Here is a 21,411-nt window from a genome sequence, read left to right on the forward strand (position 1 = left end):
TTCTCCTTAAGCTGAAGTCATTTTCCGGTATAAACGTTTACCAATCGCACGAGCACCAAAATTGAATAGTAATACTGCGATAATTAAGACCGCAGATGCTCCAGCAGATACTGATACGCCATCTGGCATCGTTCCTTCCGTATTGATTTTCCAAATATGAACAGCTAGTGTTTCAGCTTGACGGAAAATACTGATTGGACTAGAGACACTCAATGGATTCCAGTTTGAGAAATCAAGTGCAGGCGCGCTTTGCCCAGCTGTATAGATCAAAGCTGCTGCTTCACCAAAAATTCTCCCTGAGCTTAAAATGACTCCTGTTAAAATCCCTGGAGTTGCCTCAGGTACAACTACACGAATCACTGTTTCCCAACGTGACAAACCTAATGCAAGCCCTGCCTCACGCTGTGTGTAATGCACCGCTTGTAAAGATTCTTCTACCGTTCTCGTCAATAGAGGTAAGTTAAAAACTGTTAAAGCTAGTGCCCCAGAGATAATGGAGAAGCCATACTGGAATTGAATAACAAAAACTAAAAAGCCAAACAAACCAACAACTACAGATGGTAATGAGCTTAATATTTCAATTGAAGTACGGATAACATCAGTCAACCAGTTTTTACCAGCATATTCAGAAAGGTAAATACCGGCTCCTAAAGAAAGCGGAAAACTGATGATCATCGTGATCAATAATAAATAAATCGAGTTAAATAATTGGATACCGATTCCGCCGCCTACTTGATAGGCTTTTGATGGTTCAGTTAAAAATGACCAAGAGATATGAGGAATTCCTCGAACTAAAATATATAAAAGTAACGCAGCTAAGATCAATACAATAATTCCCGATATTGCATAAAGGACTCCTGTTGCGATTTTATCAGAGCGTTTTGCGTTCATTATTTCAATGCCCCTTTCTTACCAATCATTCGGATCACGATATTAAAGATTAATGACATCAATAGCAAGATCAAAGCTAATGACCATAACACGTTGTTTTCAATTGTTCCCATGATCGTATTTCCGATCCCCATTGTTAAAATCGATGTCAATGTTGAAGCAGGAGTTGTTAATCCTGTTGGCATCAAGGCAGCATTCCCGATGACCATTTGGATCGCTAATGCTTCACCAAATGCACGTGCCATACCAAATACAACGGCTGTCAAGATTCCCGGTACAGCAGCTCGTAAAACGACTTTATAGATCGTTTGCCAACGTGTAGCTCCTAAAGCTAATGACGCTTCACGATAATGACGCGGCACAGCTTTTAAGGCATCGACTGTCATAGTCGTCACAGTTGGTAAGATCATGACAAACAAAACAAATGTCCCAGCTAAAATACCAAAACCAGTTCCGCCAAAAATGTTTCGGATAAATGGCACGATGACTGATAATCCAATAAAACCATAAACAACAGATGGAATACCAACTAATAGTTCAATGACTGGTTGCAAGATTTTTGTGCCATTTTTTGGAGATATCTCTGTCATGAAGACCGCTGCACCGATGGCAAAAGGTGTCGCGATGATCGCAGATAAAAAAGTAACGATAAACGAACCAGCGATCATTGGTAATGCCCCGACCATCGGTTTACCATCTGCACCAATTTGTCCAGGATTCCAATTCGTTCCAAACAAGAAATCAAATACGTTGATCTTATCAACGAAAAAGGTCGCTAATCCTTTACTTGCAACAAAATAAAAAATGGCTACTACTACTAGAACGATCAAGGCGATACATAAGAAGCTGATGAATTTACCACGCTGCTCCATTTTTGAACGTTTTGATTTTGTTAATAATACTTTTTTCACATCTTCCACAGATGATTCCCCCCCAGTAAGGTTTAACATACTTATACAGTGTACAAAGCGAACATCAATTTGAGTTTAATAACATGTAAAATTTATGCGAAGTTTGTAAAGATTGTGTAAAGATGATTATTTTACAATATTTCCTTCCCAATCACGTTCTACTTGCATACGTGAAACCGGAATATAACCTAATTCACCTACGATATTATTTTGAACTTCTTCTGATAGCATGTAGTTTAAAAACTCTTTCGTTAACTGTTTTGGTTGATTTTTTGTATACATATGTTCATAAGCCCAAATGATCCATTTATTGGTCGTAACGTTGTCGTCGGTTGGCTCTACACCATCAATACTCAAAGTAGCCACATCGTTGGTTACATATGAGAAAGCGACATAACTAATTGCTCCTGGAGTATCTGCAACGATTTGTCGCACCATTCCGCTTGAATCTTGTTCTTGCGCACGAATCGCCGTTTCTCCATCAAGGACCCATTTTTCAAAAGTACTACGTGTCCCACTTCCTGATGCACGATTTAAAATAACCACTGGTTGGTCTTTCCCGCCAAGTTCTTTCCAGTTGGTGATTTCACCCGTAAATAACTTCCGTAAGTTTTCCATTGAGATGTCTTTAACGCCCACTTCCTTGTTAACGATCGGTGTGATCCCAACTACAGCCACCCGATGATCAACTAAAGCAGCTGCATCGATTCCAGATTTTTCCTCCGCAAATAAATCAGAATTCCCGATATCTACTGCTCCAGATTGGACTTGAGATAATCCAGTTCCACTTCCTCCTCCTTGGACATTAATGAATTTCCCAGGGTTTGCAGCCTGAAAAGATTCAGCGACTGTTTCAACTAATGGTTGCAATGCGGAAGACCCGACAGCTGTAATGGATTCTCCTCGATCGATCCATTTTGAACAACCTGATAAAAGAATAGTTAATCCTATTATTGGTAAAAGTAATTTTAATTTTTTCATTTAGAAATCTCCTTCAGTCCTAAAGTAAGTTCATTTTAACATTTAACAAAATACTTGAAAACGAATTAAAATTATAAAATAACAAAAATAATGATTATTAATAAAAAAACACTATCTCATTAGGTTATTCTATGCTATACTGGCTTTGAAATGTGTCTCTTTATCAAACATTATCTAACTTATTTCTTGCTTTCCCCAAAAACAAGAAGTACCCCAAAGTTAGTTTTGTTCCTGTGAGACGCTTTCTCCATTTCTGACAGTTTACAGAAATGGCCCCGACAGAAAAAGGACATGAGCTGACGTCTTAGACGCCTCCCTCATGTCCTTTTTGATTAGCTGGAAGTAGCAATTATAATAATGGCGAGATCAATCGTGCCAAACCTTCTTTTAATTTGATGATAAATCCTCGATTTTCATAGCGTTCTTTGGTTAACAGTTGTGACTTTCTTGAATCAGCAAAGAAAGCTTTTCTTACGTGAGTCGCCATTCCTTCATCATAGATCAACGCATTCACTTCAAAGTCTAATTTGAATGAACGGACATCAATATTTGCTGAACCAATTGAAACTATTCCACTGTCAATGATCATGGTCTTAGCATGGATAAACCCATTTTCATAGGTTTCGATCACTGCACCATATTCGATTAGTTCTGCTGCAAAAGAATAAGTTGCCCAATAGACTAACGGATGATCAGGTTTATTGGGAATCTGAATCTGAACTTTGACACCAGAAAGCAAGGCTAATTTCAATGCTTCATGAATGGATTCATCTGGGATATAGTAAGGCGTTTGAATCAATATTTCTTTTTTTGCTAATGAAATCATTTTTAAATAAGTCAATTTGATTTGTTCATGCTCAGAATCTGGGCCACTTGTGACGATTTGAAGTGCTAAAGTGCCTACAGAATCAATTTTTGGGAAAAATTTTGGTGCATAGCTGACTTCTTTCACGTGCTGCGAGTTCCAATCCATCAAGAAACGATTTTGTAGCGTATAAACTGCTTCCCCGTAGATTCGCAAATGATTGTCTCGCCAATAACCAAACTTTGAAACTTCTCCTAAATATTCGTTTCCTACATTGAATCCACCAGTATAACCAATTTTCCCATCAATGACAACGATTTTCCGATGGTTTCGATAATTGATTCGTGGATTGATATAAGGGACAAATAGTGGAAAGAAAAAAGCGACTTCACCACCAGCTACCTGTAATTCGTGGAAAAATTTTGCATTTACTTGGGTAGACCCCCAAGCATCTAATAATACACGGACTTTGACCCCTCTTTGAGCTGCTTCAGTCAGCGCGTCACGCACTTCCTTACCCAGAGCATCGCCCCGATAAATATAATATTGTAGATGGATATGATCTTTTGCCTGCTTGATGTCTTCAATCAATGCATCAAATTTTTCTCGTCCATCCGTAAATAAAGTCACTTCATTTCCAGTTGTGTACAATGTACTTTCAAACACTGTCAGCATATAGATTAGTTGCTTGACATCAACTTGTCCTGTTGGTGGATGCGGATAAAGTCCTCGCATCAAGGCTTGTTTGTCTTCTTCAATTTCCAAGTTCTTCCCGATTTTCCCTTGGATCTTCAAATCAAAGATCTTGTCTTGTGAAATACCTCTGCCAAAAAAGATATATAAAAGAAAACCGACAATCGGAATAAACATTAATACTAACAACCATGCCCATGTCTGAGCGGTTTCTTTTCGTTCACGAAAAACAATGACAATTGATAATAAGATATTCGCAATTAAGATGATCGTAAAAAAATTATCAACAACTACTCTCATGGCTCACCTCTTCACTTTTACACCTACTTAAGAATAGCCGAGATGTTTTTTAAAGTAAAGTGAAAGTATCAGACAGATAATGATCTCAATGAATTAAAATACCTACTGCTGAACCGATATGACCGCCTATTGATCATTTACTTGATATTATTTTTTTATTTTATATTATGAGGTAAAAAAAATCATAGCGTTTTACAAAGAGGTTGAGACAAAAGTGTTTAGCATCAAGAAATAAGAAGGAATTTCTGAAAATTTACAAGAAACACAAAAACTAGTTTTTGATGTTGATTGTTATCTACTTGGTGCTTCTCAAATTTTTGGTAAATTTCGGCAAATTTTCCGAAGATGCTGCTTTTGTCTCACCGTGAATCAGAGGTCGTGAAAACATCGGGTAGCTCTGATGACAATAAGAAAGAATTTTTTGAAACAGCTTCTCATGTTTTGAAAAATTCAGGCTTATTTCAAGGAGCTGATGTTTGAACACCGTTTAGCAAGAGGTCGTGAAAGAAGCGTTTAGCTCCGAGCGAATAAGAGAGGATTTTTTAAAATAGCTCCTCATATTTTAGAAAATCATCGCTTATTGTTGAGGAGTTGCTTCTTGAACGCCGTTTATTCGTTTTTAGAGATACTAGAAGAGACTGAGACGAGTTTTGTCCCAATCTCAACTAAAAAAGCAGACAGAAAAATGAATTTCTGTCTGCTGATTCATTGAATCATCCATTTAAACTTTAAAGTTGTTGGATCTTCTTGAAACAACTCGTTCCATCCTTTCATATGGTGAAACGATGGAAATGAATTAAAACTTCAAGAATCTTCTCATCGAAATAATTGATCCTAATGAACCGATAATGATTCCGATCCCAGCCATCAAAGCGTTGATTTTCCACACGATATCCTGTGGTTGGATCAAGGAATAGTGGGAGCGCAATAATGAAGGGTTAAGCATTCGGAATACTTCTTGGTACCCAAATGTAATCAGCAATACCGGAATAATTGCACCGATCAAACCAATCCAGCCACCTTCTAAAAAGAATGGCCAACGAATGTAGCCGTTTTTGGCACCAACTAATCGCATGATTTGAATTTCTTTTTGGCGAGATAAGATCGTGATTCTGATTGTATTTGAAATCAAAAACATTGCAATAAACAATAATAATGCTGCTGCAGCTAAGCCCCATGTTCGAACGGTTCCTGCAAGCTTAAGAATTTTATCTGAAGACGTTCCACCGTAATCCGCGCGAGAAACATTCGCTAATTTTCCGGCTTCTTGAGATACTTGTTTCGTATAAGAAGGTTCTGACGTTTGAACGACATAAACATCATATAACGGGTTGTTATCTCCTTCAAACAAACTCCATGAATTCCCCATAGCATCCTGGATCTTTTTCAACTCTTGGTCTTTACTTGAGAATTTGACACTTTTGACGTGATCAATCTCTTTTAATTGTTTTTCAAGAGTCTTCATATCTTTTTCATTCGTGCCAATATCAACGAAAACAGAAACATCTACGTTACCTTCGATATCTTCGGCTAGTTTCGTTGCATTCATGATCACAGCCATGAACACCCCAACTAATGTTAATGTGATCGTCACGGCACTCACTGAAGCGACAGTCATCCAGCCGTTACGCTTTAAACTCTTGATACTCTCTAATAAATGTCGGAAAAAGGTTCTAATCATCGTATCCATATTCCCCTTCCGCTTGGTCACGTATGATTCGTCCATTTTCGATGGCGATCACTCGATGACGAATTGTATTCACGATCGTACTGTTATGGGTTGCCATAACGACCGTTGTCCCTTGAGCATTGATTCGGTCCAATAACTTCATGATCTCCCAAGAATTCTCCGGATCTAGATTTCCTGTAGGTTCGTCAGCAATCAATACTTTCGGCGTATTTACGATTGCACGGGCAATCGATACCCGTTGCTGTTCCCCACCAGATAGCTCACTTGGAAAAACACGCACTTTATGTTTCAATCCAACAAGATCTAACACTTCCATCACACGTTTTTTGATATCTCGTGGTTTTCTACCGATTACTTGCATCGCATAAGCGACATTTTCGTAAACTGTTTTTCTCGGCAACAGTTTGTAGTCTTGGAAAACTACCCCGATTTCTCTGCGTAAGTAAGGAACATCTTTGTTTTTGATTGCCATTAAATCATGACCAGCAACATTTAAGGTTCCTTTTGACGCTTTTTCTTCTCGATACATCAATTTGATGAATGTAGATTTCCCAGCCCCTGATGGACCAACTACATAAACGAACTCTCCTTGATCGATAACAACCGATAAATTTCGGATTGCAGTCGTACCATTTGAGTACTTTTTCATGACATCCTTCATTTCAATCATGGCGTTCTCTCCATATCTTTTCTCAGTCTCTCACCATTATAGCATGGTAATGTTTCATCTTGCTTTCAAAATCTTACAATTTTATTTCAATTAAAGTCAACTATTTAGAGGTGCATTTTTAAATATCCGTCAATAAATAAGTCTAAATCGCCATCCATTACAGCTTGAACATTACCAGTTTCTACGTTTGTCCGGTGATCTTTTACCATTGAATATGGATGGAAGACATAGGAACGAATTTGTGAACCCCAACCAATTTCTTTTTGCTCCCCACGCAATGCTGCAGCTTCTTGTTCTTTCTTTTCAACCTCAAGTTGATACAATTTCGCTTTCAACATGCTCATTGCTTGTTCTCGGTTTTTTAATTGTGAACGCTGCGCTTGACTAGCTACGACCGTTCCTGTTGGAAGATGAGTGATCCGAACGGCAGACTCTGTTTTATTGATATGTTGTCCTCCAGCACCGCTTGCTCGGTACGTATCGATCTTCAAGTCATCTGGGTTGATCGCAACATCAATCGTTTCATCTAGTTCTGGCATCACATCGACCGAACAAAACGAAGTGTGGCGCCGTTTGGCTGAATCAAAAGGGGAGATCCGAACAAGCCGGTGTACACCTTTTTCCGATTTTAAATAGCCATATGCATTATGCCCTTTAATCAGTAAAGTCACACTTTTTATTCCTGCTTCATCCCCTGCTTGGTAATCCAATGTTTCCACTTGGTAGCCATGTTGTTCTGCCCAACGTGTGTACATGCGTAACAACATACTTCCCCAGTCTTGGGATTCTGTACCCCCTGCTCCAGGATGAAGTTCGACGATTGCATGGTTGCGATCATATGGACCATCTAAAAGCATGGCTAATTCATACGTCTTCATTTTTTCGTCTAATAGTTGGATTCTATCTTCTGCTTCTTGTTGCATTTGAGCATCTGGTTCTTCTTGCAACATTTCTACCATTAGGGCTAACTCTTCTAATTCTTCAGCTAACGCATTGAATTGATCATACGTTTCTTTATTTGTGTTGTTTTCATTGATCACTTTTTGTGCTGCTTCGCTATCATCCCAAAAACCAGGCTCTGCCATTTTGGCTTCAGCTTCAGCGATGTCTTCTTCCAACCGATCTAAGTCAAAGAGACCTCCTGAAACTTGTGACCTTTTCTTCCATCTCAGCTAATAAGTTACGGATTTCTGAAATCTCCATAAACTTCCCTCTTTCTATCTACATTATTTTATGTTTTATTCAACCACTTTAGTTTAACAGAAACGCTTCATAACAGAAAGAAGGTGAGACGATTCTTAATCAAAAAGAACCGATCTCACCAATCTTATCTACTAGCTGTCAAAAATTAGTTCTCATCTTTTCCATGACAGTTTTTATATTTTTTCCCGCTACCACATGGACAAGGATCATTTCTGCCTACTTTGTTCACGTGAACCGGTTGTTTTTTGGCACTTGTGTTGCTATTTTCTTTTGCATCACCGGTAGTTGGTTGAACTGCTTCACCGGTTGACACTTGCTCCCGTTGAACATTTTGACGAATCTCAGCTTTCATAAAGAGACGAGTCACTTCATATTCGATCGCTCCAACCATCTCTTCAAACATCTTGTATCCTTCTGTTTGATACTCAACCAATGGATTGTTTTGTCCATATGCTCTAAGACCGATTGATTGGCGTAATTGATCCATAGCATCGATATGATCGGTCCATTTCGAATCCACTACTCGTAGAATGACTACTTTTTCAAATTCTAGTAATTGTTCAGGTCCGTTGAGCTGGTTAGCTTTCGTATTAAATACTTCTTGTGCTAACTCATTTAAATATTCTTTGATCTGTTGCGGTTCTTTCCCTTTAAGATCATCGATCGAGATACTGTCTTCATGGACTAATGTACTACCCGCAAAATCAACGATTCCTTCAAGGTTCCAGTTGTCTTTTTCTAGTTGTGTGTGCGCATCTACTACCCGACTGATCGTACGTTTGATCATATTCATCATTGGTTTAGACAAACTTGTTTCTTCCATGATGACTTCTTGACGTTGTTTGTAGATAACTTCGCGTTGTTCTCGCATTACATCATCGTATTGTAAGACATTTTTACGAGTATCGTAGTTATTTCCTTCGACACGTTTTTGTGCTGATTCCACTTGTTTTGTCAGCATCTTACTTTGGATCACTGCATCCTCTTCACCGATTTTCATGCGATCTAAGAATGCTTTGATCCGTTCAGAACCAAATCGTTTCATCAGATCATCTTCCAATGAAAGATAGAATTGAGACATCCCTGGGTCTCCTTGACGTCCAGCCCTACCACGTAATTGGTTATCGATACGACGTGATTCATGACGTTCTGTCCCGATAACAGCTAGTCCGCCTAGTTCTCTGACACCAAGTCCCAACTTGATATCTGTACCACGTCCAGCCATATTCGTTGCAATCGTCACCGCACCTTTTTGACCAGCATTCATGATGATTTCCGCTTCTTTGAAGTGGTTTTTTGCATTCAATACTTCATGTGGGATACGTTCACGATTCAACATATCAGACAATAATTCTGAAGTTTCTACTGCTACCGTTCCGACAAGAACAGGTTGTCCTTTGCGGTAACGTTCTTTGATGTCTTGCACCACCGCTTGGAACTTGCTAGTCAATGTTGGATATAACAAATCAGGTCGGTCGTCACGAATGACTGGACGATTTGTTGGGATTTGACAAACTTGAATATTATAGATTTCCCGAAACTCTTCTTCTTCTGTTTTTGCTGTACCAGTCATACCTGACAGTTTCTTATACATTCGGAAATAGTTCTGGAACGTGATTGTCGCCATCGTTTTCGTTTCGTCTTCGATCTCTACGCCTTCTTTTGCTTCAATCGCCTGATGTAATCCATCAGAGTAGCGGCGTCCATCCATGATACGACCAGTAAATTGGTCAACGATCAAGACTTTTCCATCTTGGACCACATAATCAATATCCAAGATCATGATATAGTTGGCACGCAACGCTTGATCCAGATGGTGGGTTAAGGCAGTATTTTCAATATCATATAGATTTTCTAAGCCAAATGTTTCTTCGGCTTTCTCGATCCCCGCTTCAGTCAAGCTGATTGTTTTCGATTGCACATCGATTTTATAATCTTCTTCTTCTTTCAAACGTTTCACAAAATTATCTGTTCTTGTATATAAAGCCGTTGATTTTTCAGCTTGACCTGAAATAATCAACGGTGTTCTTGCTTCATCGATCAAGATCGAATCGACTTCATCGACAATCGCATAATTCAATGGTCTTTGAACCATTTGATGACGATAAACGACCATGTTGTCTCTTAGATAGTCGAAACCTAATTCATTATTGGTACTATAGGTAATATCACAATTGTAAGCATCTCGTTTTTCGTCCGCTGATTTTGAATTGATATTCAAGCCAACTGTTAAACCTAAAAAGTTGTATAATTCGCCCATTTCAGAGGAGTCACGAGTAGCCAGGTATTCATTGACAGTAACGACGTGAACGCCTTCTCCCGTCAATGCATTCAAATAAACCGGCATTGTTGCTGTTAAAGTTTTCCCTTCACCAGTACGCATCTCTGGGATATTTCCATCGTGAAGAACGATCCCCCCCATCAATTGTACATGGTAAGGATAAAGTCCCAACACTCGTTTGGCAGCTTCACGAACTACCGCAAAGGCTTCCGGTAATAATTGATCTAAAGTTTCCCCATTTTGATAGCGAGCTTTAAACTCAGCTGTTTTTGCTTGTAATTGTTCATCTGTTAATGCTGCCATTTCGTCAGCATGATCTTCTACTTTTTTAGCAATACGATCTAAACGTTTTAGTTCTTTTTTATCATTTTCGATAATCGAACGAATAAAATTGGCCATGCGTTGTATAATCTCCTTTTTACATATATTATCCAGATTATGTAGATTCTAGTTTCTATTTTATCATTAGTTCTAGATAATTGAAATATCTTAACACAATTAATGTAATATATTCACAATTAATTCACAATTTCTGACGTAGACAAAAAAGAAGCTGTGGCAAACCGTGAAGGGTTTGCCACAAGCTTTTTACTGCTTTTTCTAATTGTTATTTATCAGTCGGTTTCAATCAAACCGTATTTGCCATCTTTACGACGGTAAACGATACTTGTACCATTGGTTTCTGCATCTTCAAAAATAAAGAAATTATGACCAAGCATGTTCATTTGTAGAACAGCCTCTTCACTGTCCATTGGTTTCAGTGATAAACGTTTCGTGCGGACAATGTCTAATTCAGAATCATTTTCATGATCAGCATCGTCAGCTTCGTTATTGAATAATACCGCTGCATCGGCTGTGTTCATACCGGTTTCGCGAGATTTACGGTTAATTTTTGTTTTGAATTTGCGGATTTGTCGTTCCAATTTGTCAACTACCAAATCAATACTTGCATAAAGATCAGGTGATGTTTCTTCGGCACGCAATACAAGATAAGGTAATGGAATAGTTACTTCCACTTTCGCTGTTTTTTCAGTATAAACTTTTAAATTTACATGTGCTGTAGCATCGGGTGCATCACTGAAATAGCGTTCAAGTTTTCCTACTTTTTTCTCAACGTAGTCACGAATCGCTTCAGTTACTTCGATATTTTCACCGCGTACATTGTATCTAAACATAAAAATTACCCCTTTCGTCTACCACAATCAAGAAGGAGAAGGACCACTCTTTCCCTCTTCTTACTACCATTATATCGAACTCTAATCCATTTGCAAACTAAATCGCTATCAAGGACATTCGTTTTTCATTTATTTATCGAGCTAGCGAAAAGGTGCGGATTTTTTCAGGAGCATGTGGCAATAAACAAGAAGCAGCATGGAAAAGGGTTTGCCCCGTCGTATAGACATCGTCTACCAACAATACTTTTTTCCCTTTGATGATCGTTGGAACAACAGCTAATTTGAAAGGTTGGGTAGTTTTTAAACGTTCCTGACGTGTTTTTTGGGATTGTGGAAGTGAATGATCAGAGCGAGTCAGCAGTTGACTATAAGGTATTTTAGCTACTCTCAACATTTCAATGACCTGATTAAACCCACGTTCTTTTAAACGAGCAGTTGCTAGTGGGATTGGACAGATTTGATAATCGCTAAATTCTTGTTGGATTATTTGCAACTGTTTAGCAAATGTACCTGCCAGTCGGACATCTCCCATAAATTTATAGCGCTTTAACCATTCTTTGAAGGCTGAATCATAGTAAAAACAAGCATGATGACTGAAATCATAATTGGGATAGTCGTTTTTCCAGGCAATACAATCTTCACAATACGTAATATCACCAGGCAGTTCTTTCTGGCAAGTTCGACAGCTTTGCTGTTTATTTATCGGACGAAACAAATTTGAACAGTCCTCACAAATTTGAGGAAGAATCTTTCCCAACCCAACAATCTCGCTGATTTTCAAATTTCGGATGACTTGTTTTTGACAATAACTACAACGATTCATGTGTTTTTTCTCCTCTAGGCTCACTATTTTTCATAGCAAGCTGCTTTTTTCCCTGACGATTCATTTCTTTGATCTCACGACAGGCTAATTTGATAGCTTTTGTCAGTTCTTCATAGAAAAAATAGACTTGGCTATTGGTAAAATCTCCCTTTCGATCGGCTCGACCAGCGATTTGTACAAGGGAAGATTTAGTAAAAACACGGTGATCAGCGCCTAAGACGATCACTGACACATTTGCAAATGTTACCCCACGTTCCAAAATCATTGTAGTAAGTAACACATCATATTGTTGCTTTCTCATTTGCTGAACTTTTTCTGAACGGTTTGGATCTTTTGCGGATGCATCGGTAATACGGTACATGGGTAAACAACGCTTTAACAGTGAGGCTAATCGATTCATTAAGGCAATCGACGGACAAAATAATAAGACATGATTTTGTTGGAGCAGCATCTTTAGACACTTCAAAAGTGGTCGAAGTTTTTTTTCTTTCAAACATTTATTCGGCCAGTCATTCCAAAAAAACAAATGTGGTTCAGGCAATAACCGTTGATGGAAGCGAAGTGGCAATTGATGGATCAAAAAGGTTGAACGGATTTTTTTCAGTAGCTGCTCATTAGGTGTCGCACTTAAATAGATAAATGTTCCTTTTGGTTTAATTGCAGTTTCAACAGCATAAGCTAACCCAGGATCTCCTGCAAAAGGGAACGCATCCACCTCATCGACGACTAACAGATCAAACGCCTGATAAAAACGATACAGCTGATGCGTAGTCGCAATCACGAATGGACTAAAGCGATAGGCTTCTTTCTTTTTTCCATGAAGCAGGACAATGTCTTCTTCTGGAAAAACGCCACAAAAACGTAGGTAAAGTTCGTTGCACACATCAACCCTAGGTGAAACTAATGCGACTCGTCCACCTTTTTCTAACGTTTTTATGACCTTTTCATAAAGCATCTCAGTCTTTCCCGCTCCTGTCACAGCCCAAATCATGTGCTGTTTTCCCGAGACATCAGTGACCAAGTTCGTAGAAATCGCTTGTTGAGTTGGCGTTAACTTTCCTGTCCAAGTAAAACAGACATTTCTTTTCGGCAACTCAGGTTGTTCAAATAAAAATAATTCTTGTGTGTTGTCACAACGACCTAAAAAAAGACAAACAGGACAAAAGAGGATTGGTTGCTTTTGCTCTGATTTACCTATTTTTGTTCGCATGCTGCATCGATTACATGTTAACCAATTTCCTTGTAGATGAATGGCAGCTAGTTTCTGATAGCGAATCTGTTGAAAACTCTCTGTCCATTCTCTCAAGTCTCTCGTAAGTAATCGTCTACCATATAAACTGCATAAACTACTTTTTTCCATATGATCCCCTAAAAGAAGATACGCTACATCAGTCCATTCTTCAAAAAATTTGAGAAGAAATGGTTATTTGAAACGGTTGGTATAAAAAATAAGCCAAAAAATCCTTGAATAGGCGCCCTATTCGCTGGATTTTTCGGCTTATTTCCGATTTGAACATCTTAGTATGCTCTGTCCTTTATTTGTTTTCAATTAAATGGATGGCTTGTTGTAATACTTTTTCGCCATTCATCAAACCATAATCTGCCATATTGATAATATCTAATGGGATTCCTTTTGGCTCTAGACGTTTTTCAAAATCAGCTTTCATGAAGCGGACTTGTGGTCCCAACAGCAAAACATCAACTTCTTTAGAAGCTAGCTGATTATCGGCATCAGAAGCTGATACGGCAAAAATATCCGTATCAATTCCTTGTTCTTCAGCAGCTTTTTGCATTTTTGTTACAAGTAAACTGGTACTCATCCCAGCAGAACATACGAGCATGATTGTTTTTTTAGTCATTTTACTCTCTCCATTCTTTTAACTTTTGCAAACGATTTCTTTTTTGCTTGTGTGATTATTATACAAAAAAGCAAGATAATGTCAACGTTTTCTTATCAGTCGAATAGCCAACTCGATTTAACTAATTGATTGAACACAACATATTCTTTTTTTAAATTGATCGCCACAACCTCGTAGCCAGCATTGATCCAGCCATATGCTCCTTTTTCTGGGTGCTTATAATCATTTGCCCACCAATCAGTGCTTTGTCTAGCTGATTTAGGGAGCCCATAACTTGGAAAAAGAAGTTCGTCGATCTGTGTAAATGTTAAAGTAACCTGTGATCCCCCGTTATTTTTTAAATATTGGGTGATGGCGTCATATTTTTTTATGCGTTCTTTCATCCCCATCTCACCTTTCTTTCTTCTATTATCCCATAGACTCTCTTCATTACTCAAGTATTATAAGTGTTGAAACTAAAGGAATAATTCATTATACTTTGACTATTATCAACTACTTGTAAGGAGGAAGCATCACGCTGAATAGTTATAGAACCATCCAAGCAGACGGTCAAGCAGAAATCGAAGTCAAAAAATCTCGTTTTATTTGCTCTATGAAACGAATTGAAACGGAAGCAGAAGCTAAAGCGTTTATTCAGGCAATGAAAAAAGAGCATTGGAAAGCAAACCATAACTGTAGTGCTTTCGTTCTCGGTGAAAAAAATGAAATTCAACGCAGTAGTGATGACGGTGAGCCTAGTGGTACGGCAGGTGTCCCAATGCTGGAAGTACTAAAAAAAAATGAATTGATCAATGTGGTCGCTGTCGTCACACGCTATTTTGGTGGGACAAAATTGGGTACCGGTGGTTTGATTCGTGCCTATACACAGGCTGTTTCTCACGCACTAATTGAAATCGGGATCGTTGAAGGAACACAACAGCAAGAAATAGCTGTCCATATCACCTACCCGCAATTAGGTAAATTAGAAAATATGCTTGAGTTGAAACATATTCCTATAAAAGAAACGATCTACACAGACAAAGTCACGGTTCACTGTTTGATTGTAGAAACAGAAGTTACTGCATTTAAAACAGCAGTCGTTGAATTATTGAATGGACAGGTGGAATTTACAGATGGTCCAATTTCCTATCATGAACAACTGGTAGAAGCTGACCAGTGATTACTCTATCCGCTGATCTCGAAATCAAAAAAGAAGAGCCTAGGACAAAACTTGTCTCAGGCTCTTCTTTATTTGGACTGTTTCGTGTCCCTCTTTTATTTCTCTAAATAAAATTCAAAACGATTCCCTACATATTGCGTACGAACATATTCAAATGGGGTACCGTCATCAAAATAAGAAGTTTGGCGTAAACGTAACACAGCATCTCCTTTTTTTACTTCTAAATATTCTGCAATTTTTTCTGAAGCAAGAATGGCTGTGATTGTTTGATTAGCTGCCCCGATCTTATGCCCACTTTTCTCTTCGAGTACCCGATAAAGAGAATTGGTAATTTCAGATTTACTATAGTCTGCAATAATCTTTTGCGGGATACTGGCTACTTCAAAACAGATTGGTATATCATCAGCATAACGAATTCGTTCCATACGAAGAATCGTTTCGTCTTTTTCCAGTTGCAGCTTCTCCATTTCACTAGAACTTGGGGAAGTTAAAAAATAAGAGATTGTCCGACTAGAGGGTACTCGATTCTGTGATTCCATAATTTCAGTAAAACTGGTCGCACCCGACATCTTTTCTTGGACTTTTTCTCTTGCTACATATGTACCTGAGCCAATTTTTCTTTCCAAAATCCCTTCATCAGCCAGGTTTTGAATGGCTTGACGTAAAGTCATTCGACTAACATTGAATTTCACTGCCAATTCTCTTTCAGAAGGAAGGCGATCACCGATTTTCCAAATACCTTGTTCGATTTCACTTTTGATCTGATCATGGATTTGTATATAGACTGGTAGTTGATTCGACATAACGTATATCCGCCCTTTCATTTCCTTTATTATAACTGGTATATACCTGGTTCACAACTGAAAAGGAAAAAGTTTCTTTTGCTCGACTAATTGTCGATCAATCATTTGCCAACCCGTTTATTTTATCCGAAAGTTTATGTAAGTAAATGTGTGTCCTTCCTCTTTAATCCAAGTGGAAGGATTGAAAATCATTTTTTAAAATAACAAAATCTCCAAAAGACAGCAAAATCACTGTTTTTTAGAGATTGTGTTATTCTTAACGGTTTTTTGAAAGCCATTTTTTTGTGTGATTGGTTGGACGCTTTGATTTCACTTGTATCGCTTTTTCTGATTTTTTCGGTAACCGGACTTCTACCTGATACTTTTCCGACTTAATCAAATCATAGATTTTCTCTGCGGTCTCATCTACTTTTTCTTTCCACTTCATTTTACTGCCCCCTTTTTTTGATCTATCTACTATTCACTCTAGCCTATTTCATGATAATCTTCAAGAAACAAGCTGTTTTCACACAAAAAAAGAGTGATCTTAATAGATCACTCCGTACTACTGGGGTAGCTGGATTCGAACCAACGCATGAGGGAGTCAAAGTCCCTTGCCTTACCGCTTGGCTATACCCCAATGAAATGGAGGAGAGTGGATTCGAACCACTGAACCCTAAGGAACGGATTTACAGTCCGTCGCGTTTAGCCACTTCGCTACTCCTCCGAAAGGTTTGTATCAACCTGACTTAGTTATAATACCTAATTTTCCAGATTTTTGCAACCCCTTATTGAAAATTTTTTTGATATTTTTTTATTCGTGTAGATTCCAGTGACGAATAACTGTTTCTATCGCGTTTTCAAGACTCTTTTCTTTCCCAAAATCTTCTTCACCAAAAAAAATTTCAAATTCTTTTGGTCCATAAGCCAAAATTTCCCCAATCATTTTTTTACCAATAAATAACTGAGTCACATCATAAGTTGTTCCTTTGATTTGTTTTTTGACTTCTTCGATACGTACTTCAATATCTTTATTTTTTTTTGACATCTTTTTCCACCTCCATGATAGTTTATCATATTCATTCATGGAATGCCTACCATATGTCTAAAAGTTTTGTTCAACGCTATGCATCATTGAACTAAACCTTCACGTTGAGCGGTGAAATTGGCAGCTGCTCCAATCAAGTTTGCATCATTTCGATAATCACATAATAAAATTTTAGGATCAAAGTCATTTAGTTCTAAATCAGTAGTTAATTGTTTCATTCGTTGATTGATTTCTGTTAATAACCCTGCTTTTGCAGAGATCCCCCCACCAATCACGATGACTTCAGGATCAATCGAAAATTGGATACTAAACAAACCTTTTGTTAAATAATTATAAAAATTATCTACCTCTTCTTTTGCTAGTTCATCCCCTTGTTCTGCTCGTTCAAAGACTTCTTTTCCGCTATAAGTCGTACGTGAAACTCCCAAACGGTCACAGTAACGCCAAGCCATTTGAACTGCTGTACCAAGCTTACTAAATGTTTGATTGCCTTCTAAGAACATCAAGCCAAATTCTCCCCCGTACAAATGAGCGCCTTTATTTAGTTGTCCTTGGGTAAAGATTGCCCCACCTACTCCAGTCCCAAGTACAACAAATGCTACATGTTGATATTCTTTCGCTGCGCCTTCATAATACTCAGCCATTCCAGCACAATTAGCATCATTTTCGATCGTCACTGGTAAATGGAAGAGTTCCTCCAGTTCATGAAAAATATTGAATCCGTGGATATAAGGAATGGCACTAATCCCTTCAATCAGCTGTTTCTCCTGATTCACTACTCCAGGTGCGCTGATTGCTACGCCTTCAATCGCCTTCTGTTTTACAAACGTTTGGAATACCCGTTTTAAATGCGCTTTCATTTCTTCCCATGTCTTAGGAGTCGGAAATTGGCTGGTGTCTTCAAGCGCTTGTCCATTCCAATAGCCATATTTTACTGCGGAACCACCAAAATCAAAAACTAAAATACCCATCATTTATTTGTCTCCTTTTCTCATACTGTTTTTATTTTAAGTCAAGCCACAGTATTTTGAAAGCCTTTTTATGGATGAGTTCAAATTTTCTTTGCTAGAGTCACTTGATCTCGTAAACGTTGGCCATTTTCATAGATTGGCTGTTTATAATTTTTGACAAAATAATCTTTTTCTCTAGAAATTTCCAGGAAGCCGATTTTTTTATACAGTTGTAAAGCTGCTGATGACGTACTCCCCGTCCGAATAATGACTTGTTGTTGGGTGGTTTTTAACTTTTTCATTTCTTTTAGTGTATGGGTAAGCAACGCGTAGCCGATTCCTTGACCTTGAACTTTTGGAGCTACAGCTAAATTCATTATTTCAAACACTAATTTATTTGTGAGAAAAACGATCACTCCCTGAATGTCGTTTTCTGCTTTCCATATAAAACCAGCCCCTTGATCAATGTATCGTTGGACGTTTTCCTCTTCAGGATCTGCATCCAACAATAATGACCAAGGTAAAGTTGAGTGATCTAGTGTGACGATACTTTTTTCTCCAGAATGCTCGGTCTTACCTGACTGTTTACTTTTCATCATAATTAGGCATCTCTTTATCTTTCTTATTACGTGTCAATTGGCAATTTAAAGGCACGTAATCGATTCCGCCCTTTACGAATGGATGGCAACGCAAAATGCGTGCTGTCCCCATCAGCGTTCCTTTAAATGCACCGTGTACTTGAATCGCACGTATCATATAGTTTGAACAAGTAGGATAGTACCGACAGCTAGGTGGAAAAGCAGGAGAAATAAACCGTTGATAAAAACGGACAATAGCCACTAAGATTTTTTTCATCTCATCACCTCATTATTAAAGCTTTGCTCCTCATTCTCCTATTCATGACAAACGACTGTTCAAAGGAGCAATAATCTGCCAAACAGTGGAATGACTCACAATAAAAAAGGACTTCTCAAAAGCGAAAATTCGTTTTAAGAAATCCTTTGTTTGCTTACACTATCATTTTCACACAACTCTTTATCTGAAAAAATCTTGGATGTGCAGCCACAAACTTGGTTGAAAAACCTTAAACGGATTTCCACCACCGATAACCCCGTATCCAATCATTGTTCCAGCTATAAATAAAAGAATCAGTAATAGTATGACAACTAAAATCTTCACCAATGTGATTAAAATATACCGTTGGCTACTCATTTTATCACGTCCTTAAACAGTGACTTGAGCTGTTTTATCAGCGGGCGTTTGATCGATTGCCACACGTTCCACATCTGCACCTAAGTTTTGCAATTTAATATGGAATTGATAATAACCACGATCTAAGTATTTAAGATTGCGAACGCGTGTTATGCCATTTGCTTTTAAACCAGCAAGTACTAATGCTGCAGCAGCTCGTAAATCTGTTGCATAAACTTCAGCACCTTGTAATTCATGATTCCCGTCCATAATCGCTACGTTTCCATCAATCTTCACATGGGCGTTCATACGGCGCATTTCTTCCAAATGTTGGAAGCGATTCTCAAAAACTGTTTCAGTCACCATGCTCGTTCCCTCAGCGACTAACTGAATAGCAGTCATTTGGGCTTGCATGTCTGTCGGAAAACCAGGATGAGGCATTGTTTTGACGTCAGTTGGTAAAATATGTTTTGGACCAACAACTCGAATGCCGTCTTCTTCTTCAGTGATCGTTGCACCCATTTCAATTAATTTAGAAATCAACGGACGATTATGTTCTGAGATTGCATCTGCGATCAAGACATTTCCTTCAGTCATCGCTGCTGCTACCATAAAGGTACCTGCTTCGATCCGGTCTTGAACAATTGCGTGTTTCACTGCATGCAGATGATCGACTCCTTCGATACGCATCGTTTCCGTACCAGCACCATAGATATTTGCGCCCATTTTATTTAAAATATTCGCAAGATCTACAATTTCAGGTTCTCGAGCGACGTTTTCGATGATCGTTGTTCCTTTAGCTTTTACTGCTGCCATCATGATATTTTGAGTGGCTCCAACACTTGGAAAATCTAAATAGATCGTGTTACCGATCAATTCATCCGCAATAGCTTCGATGTAGCCATTTTTTTGAATGATTTTCGCACCCAATGCTTGGAATCCTTTAAGATGTAAATCAATTGGACGTTTCCCAATCGCACATCCACCTGGCATGGCAACTTTTGCATGACCATTTCTAGCAAGTAATGGTCCCATTACAACGATAGAAGCACGCATTTGACTCACATATTCATATGGCGCTTCGATTTCTAATTGTCTTGACGCATCAAGCGTTACTTGATTATTGTCTTCATCAAACACTACATCTACGTTTAAATGACGAATCACTTGATTCATAGTGAAGACGTCAGAAAGAATTGGAACGTTGTCTAAAACGGTTGTTCCTTCTTCAGCCAACAAACTAGCAGCTAAAATAGGTAGAACAGCATTTTTAGCTCCTTCGATTTTTACTGTTCCATTCAATTGTTTGCCACCTTTGACGATGATCTCTTCCATGTTGTTCCCCCCAAAAAATTCCAATGAGCTATAAAGACTCAAAATCTTTTCTATTATATCATTTCTTTTATTAAAATAGTACCTTTTTTTATAGTACCTTTTTTTTACTGCAGGCTAACGAAAAGATTTCGACACAATGCAATAATTTCTAAGAAGAAATTACTGGCAGTATATCCTAAAAAAATAGAGAAGAATACAATCGCCATTCGAATTTGCGTATCATGCATTTTTTTAAAAAACATCTCAATTCGCAGTGACCGCAACGACCAGAAAGCCAGATAAATAAAAGCTAAATGACTCACGATTCGAATAATTGCATCAATTCCGTATACTTGCATAGTGACGTCCCTTCAAAATTATACTTTTTTTAATAACTAACAAAATGATGATACCATAAATTGGAAAAATAGAGAAATTATTGGTTGTAAAAAGATGGAATTTGTTGGCTAAACGAGACAAGAATTTTCAAGAACTTTACATTCAAATGATGACTCTGTTTTAATACCTTATTTTTATAAACTATTTTAACTACTATTTCACATGCATCTTTGATGAAAGTTGTTCCTTTTTTGCTTATGTACTCATATCATTATGATAGTATTTACCATTGTTAATTAAACGATTATTTAATATAAATATATGCTCTCTTTTATAGTGTAAGAAC

The 21,411-nt window shown here is 38.0% G+C and carries 23 protein-coding genes and 2 tRNA genes; 1 reads left to right on the top strand and 24 read right to left on the bottom strand.

Annotation, left to right across the window (positions count from 1 at the left end; all coding sequences use genetic code 11):
• Positions 1-6: 6 nt before the first annotated feature.
• From pstA to IGL28_RS09735, 13 genes are all read right to left on the bottom strand, one after another.
• The gene (pstA, locus tag IGL28_RS09675) at positions 7-891 is read right to left on the bottom strand and encodes a phosphate ABC transporter permease PstA (RefSeq protein WP_010718564.1); all 885 of its coding nucleotides are present in this window, start codon (positions 889-891) and stop codon (positions 7-9) included.
• A complete protein-coding gene (gene pstC, locus IGL28_RS09680) occupies positions 891-1,811 on the bottom strand; it encodes a phosphate ABC transporter permease subunit PstC (protein WP_010718565.1) in 921 nt (306 codons plus the stop codon). Before pstC ends, pstA begins: the two co-directional genes overlap by 1 nt.
• Positions 1,812-1,928: 117 nt before the next feature.
• Positions 1,929-2,783, bottom strand: coding sequence for a phosphate ABC transporter substrate-binding protein PstS (locus IGL28_RS09685; protein WP_063627395.1), 855 nt, complete (start codon positions 2,781-2,783; stop codon positions 1,929-1,931).
• A 349-nt stretch (positions 2,784-3,132) separates the two neighbouring features.
• Complete coding sequence (cls, locus tag IGL28_RS09690; protein WP_010718567.1) at positions 3,133-4,581, bottom strand: cardiolipin synthase; 1,449 nt, start codon at positions 4,579-4,581, stop codon at positions 3,133-3,135.
• 796 nt (positions 4,582-5,377) lie between these two features.
• Complete coding sequence (gene ftsX, locus IGL28_RS09695) at positions 5,378-6,262, bottom strand: permease-like cell division protein FtsX (RefSeq protein ID WP_278250225.1); 885 nt, start codon at positions 6,260-6,262, stop codon at positions 5,378-5,380.
• Positions 6,255-6,941, bottom strand: a complete 687-nt coding sequence (gene ftsE, locus IGL28_RS09700) for a cell division ATP-binding protein FtsE (protein WP_010718569.1) — start codon at positions 6,939-6,941, stop codon at positions 6,255-6,257. The genes ftsX and ftsE overlap by 8 nt, the downstream gene beginning before the upstream one ends.
• Before the next feature lie 104 nt (positions 6,942-7,045).
• Positions 7,046-8,144, bottom strand: a protein-coding gene (gene prfB, locus IGL28_RS09705) for a peptide chain release factor 2 (protein ID WP_178243920.1) whose coding sequence is annotated in 2 segments (ribosomal slippage) — positions 7,046-8,071 and positions 8,073-8,144 — 1,098 coding nt in all. Because the reading frame shifts where the segments join, the coding sequence is not laid out codon by codon here.
• Between the two features lie 145 nt (positions 8,145-8,289).
• Positions 8,290-10,824, bottom strand: coding sequence for a preprotein translocase subunit SecA (gene secA / locus IGL28_RS09710; RefSeq protein WP_034699158.1), 2,535 nt, complete (start codon positions 10,822-10,824; stop codon positions 8,290-8,292).
• A gap of 215 nt (positions 10,825-11,039) precedes the next feature.
• A complete protein-coding gene (gene hpf / locus IGL28_RS09715) occupies positions 11,040-11,600 on the bottom strand; it encodes a ribosome hibernation-promoting factor, HPF/YfiA family (RefSeq protein WP_010718572.1) in 561 nt (186 codons plus the stop codon).
• A 133-nt stretch (positions 11,601-11,733) separates the two neighbouring features.
• Positions 11,734-12,423: a ComF family protein gene (locus tag IGL28_RS09720; RefSeq protein WP_081128060.1), complete on the bottom strand. Its 690-nt coding sequence runs from the start codon at positions 12,421-12,423 to the stop codon at positions 11,734-11,736.
• On the bottom strand, positions 12,410-13,783 hold the full coding sequence (locus IGL28_RS09725; protein ID WP_081128063.1) for a DEAD/DEAH box helicase: 1,374 nt from the start codon (positions 13,781-13,783) through the stop codon (positions 12,410-12,412). The genes IGL28_RS09720 and IGL28_RS09725 overlap by 14 nt, the downstream gene beginning before the upstream one ends.
• Positions 13,784-13,958: 175 nt before the next feature.
• On the bottom strand, positions 13,959-14,282 hold the full coding sequence (locus tag IGL28_RS09730) for a PTS sugar transporter subunit IIB (RefSeq protein WP_010718577.1): 324 nt from the start codon (positions 14,280-14,282) through the stop codon (positions 13,959-13,961).
• A 95-nt stretch (positions 14,283-14,377) separates the two neighbouring features.
• On the bottom strand, positions 14,378-14,665 hold the full coding sequence (locus tag IGL28_RS09735; RefSeq protein WP_081128065.1) for a DUF7662 domain-containing protein: 288 nt from the start codon (positions 14,663-14,665) through the stop codon (positions 14,378-14,380).
• A gap of 128 nt (positions 14,666-14,793) precedes the next feature.
• Here IGL28_RS09735 and IGL28_RS09740 point away from each other — a divergent pair, with 128 nt between their 5' ends.
• Positions 14,794-15,441: a YigZ family protein gene (locus IGL28_RS09740; RefSeq protein WP_063627399.1), complete on the top strand. Its 648-nt coding sequence runs from the start codon at positions 14,794-14,796 to the stop codon at positions 15,439-15,441.
• Positions 15,442-15,536: 95 nt separating this feature from the next.
• Here the strand turns inward: IGL28_RS09740 and IGL28_RS09745 are convergent, their stop codons facing one another.
• The 11 genes from IGL28_RS09745 to IGL28_RS09795 form a co-directional block, all read right to left on the bottom strand.
• On the bottom strand, positions 15,537-16,244 hold the full coding sequence (locus IGL28_RS09745) for a GntR family transcriptional regulator (protein ID WP_010718580.1): 708 nt from the start codon (positions 16,242-16,244) through the stop codon (positions 15,537-15,539).
• 256 nt (positions 16,245-16,500) lie between these two features.
• The gene (locus IGL28_RS09750; RefSeq protein ID WP_010718581.1) at positions 16,501-16,671 is read right to left on the bottom strand and encodes a hypothetical protein; all 171 of its coding nucleotides are present in this window, start codon (positions 16,669-16,671) and stop codon (positions 16,501-16,503) included.
• Positions 16,672-16,791: 120 nt separating this feature from the next.
• Positions 16,792-16,863, bottom strand: a tRNA-Gln gene (locus IGL28_RS09755).
• A 6-nt stretch (positions 16,864-16,869) separates the two neighbouring features.
• A tRNA-Tyr gene (locus IGL28_RS09760) sits at positions 16,870-16,950 on the bottom strand.
• A gap of 87 nt (positions 16,951-17,037) precedes the next feature.
• Positions 17,038-17,271 carry a DUF2969 domain-containing protein gene (locus IGL28_RS09765; RefSeq protein ID WP_010718582.1) on the bottom strand — a complete coding sequence of 78 codons (234 nt, stop codon included), beginning with the start codon at positions 17,269-17,271 and terminating at the stop codon, positions 17,038-17,040.
• 83 nt (positions 17,272-17,354) lie between these two features.
• Entirely contained in the window at positions 17,355-18,242 is an 888-nt protein-coding gene (locus IGL28_RS09770; RefSeq protein WP_025480131.1) for an ROK family protein, read from the bottom strand.
• Positions 18,243-18,322: 80 nt separating this feature from the next.
• Positions 18,323-18,820: a GNAT family N-acetyltransferase gene (locus tag IGL28_RS09775; RefSeq protein ID WP_081128068.1), complete on the bottom strand. Its 498-nt coding sequence runs from the start codon at positions 18,818-18,820 to the stop codon at positions 18,323-18,325.
• On the bottom strand, positions 18,807-19,076 hold the full coding sequence (yidD, locus tag IGL28_RS09780) for a membrane protein insertion efficiency factor YidD (RefSeq protein ID WP_010718585.1): 270 nt from the start codon (positions 19,074-19,076) through the stop codon (positions 18,807-18,809). The genes IGL28_RS09775 and yidD overlap by 14 nt, the downstream gene beginning before the upstream one ends.
• 180 nt (positions 19,077-19,256) lie before the next feature.
• Positions 19,257-19,433 (bottom strand): DNA-directed RNA polymerase subunit beta, encoded by a 177-nt coding sequence (locus tag IGL28_RS09785; RefSeq protein ID WP_010718586.1) that lies wholly within the window; start codon positions 19,431-19,433, stop codon positions 19,257-19,259.
• Between the two features lie 12 nt (positions 19,434-19,445).
• The gene (murA, locus tag IGL28_RS09790) at positions 19,446-20,747 is read right to left on the bottom strand and encodes a UDP-N-acetylglucosamine 1-carboxyvinyltransferase (RefSeq protein ID WP_081128073.1); all 1,302 of its coding nucleotides are present in this window, start codon (positions 20,745-20,747) and stop codon (positions 19,446-19,448) included.
• A 104-nt stretch (positions 20,748-20,851) separates the two neighbouring features.
• A complete protein-coding gene (locus IGL28_RS09795) occupies positions 20,852-21,085 on the bottom strand; it encodes a DUF1146 family protein (protein ID WP_010718588.1) in 234 nt (77 codons plus the stop codon).
• Positions 21,086-21,411 lie beyond the last annotated feature (326 nt).

This window comes from Enterococcus sp. AZ077, from assembly GCF_051714965.1.
Lineage (GTDB): Bacteria > Bacillota > Bacilli > Lactobacillales > Enterococcaceae > Enterococcus_B > Enterococcus_B hirae.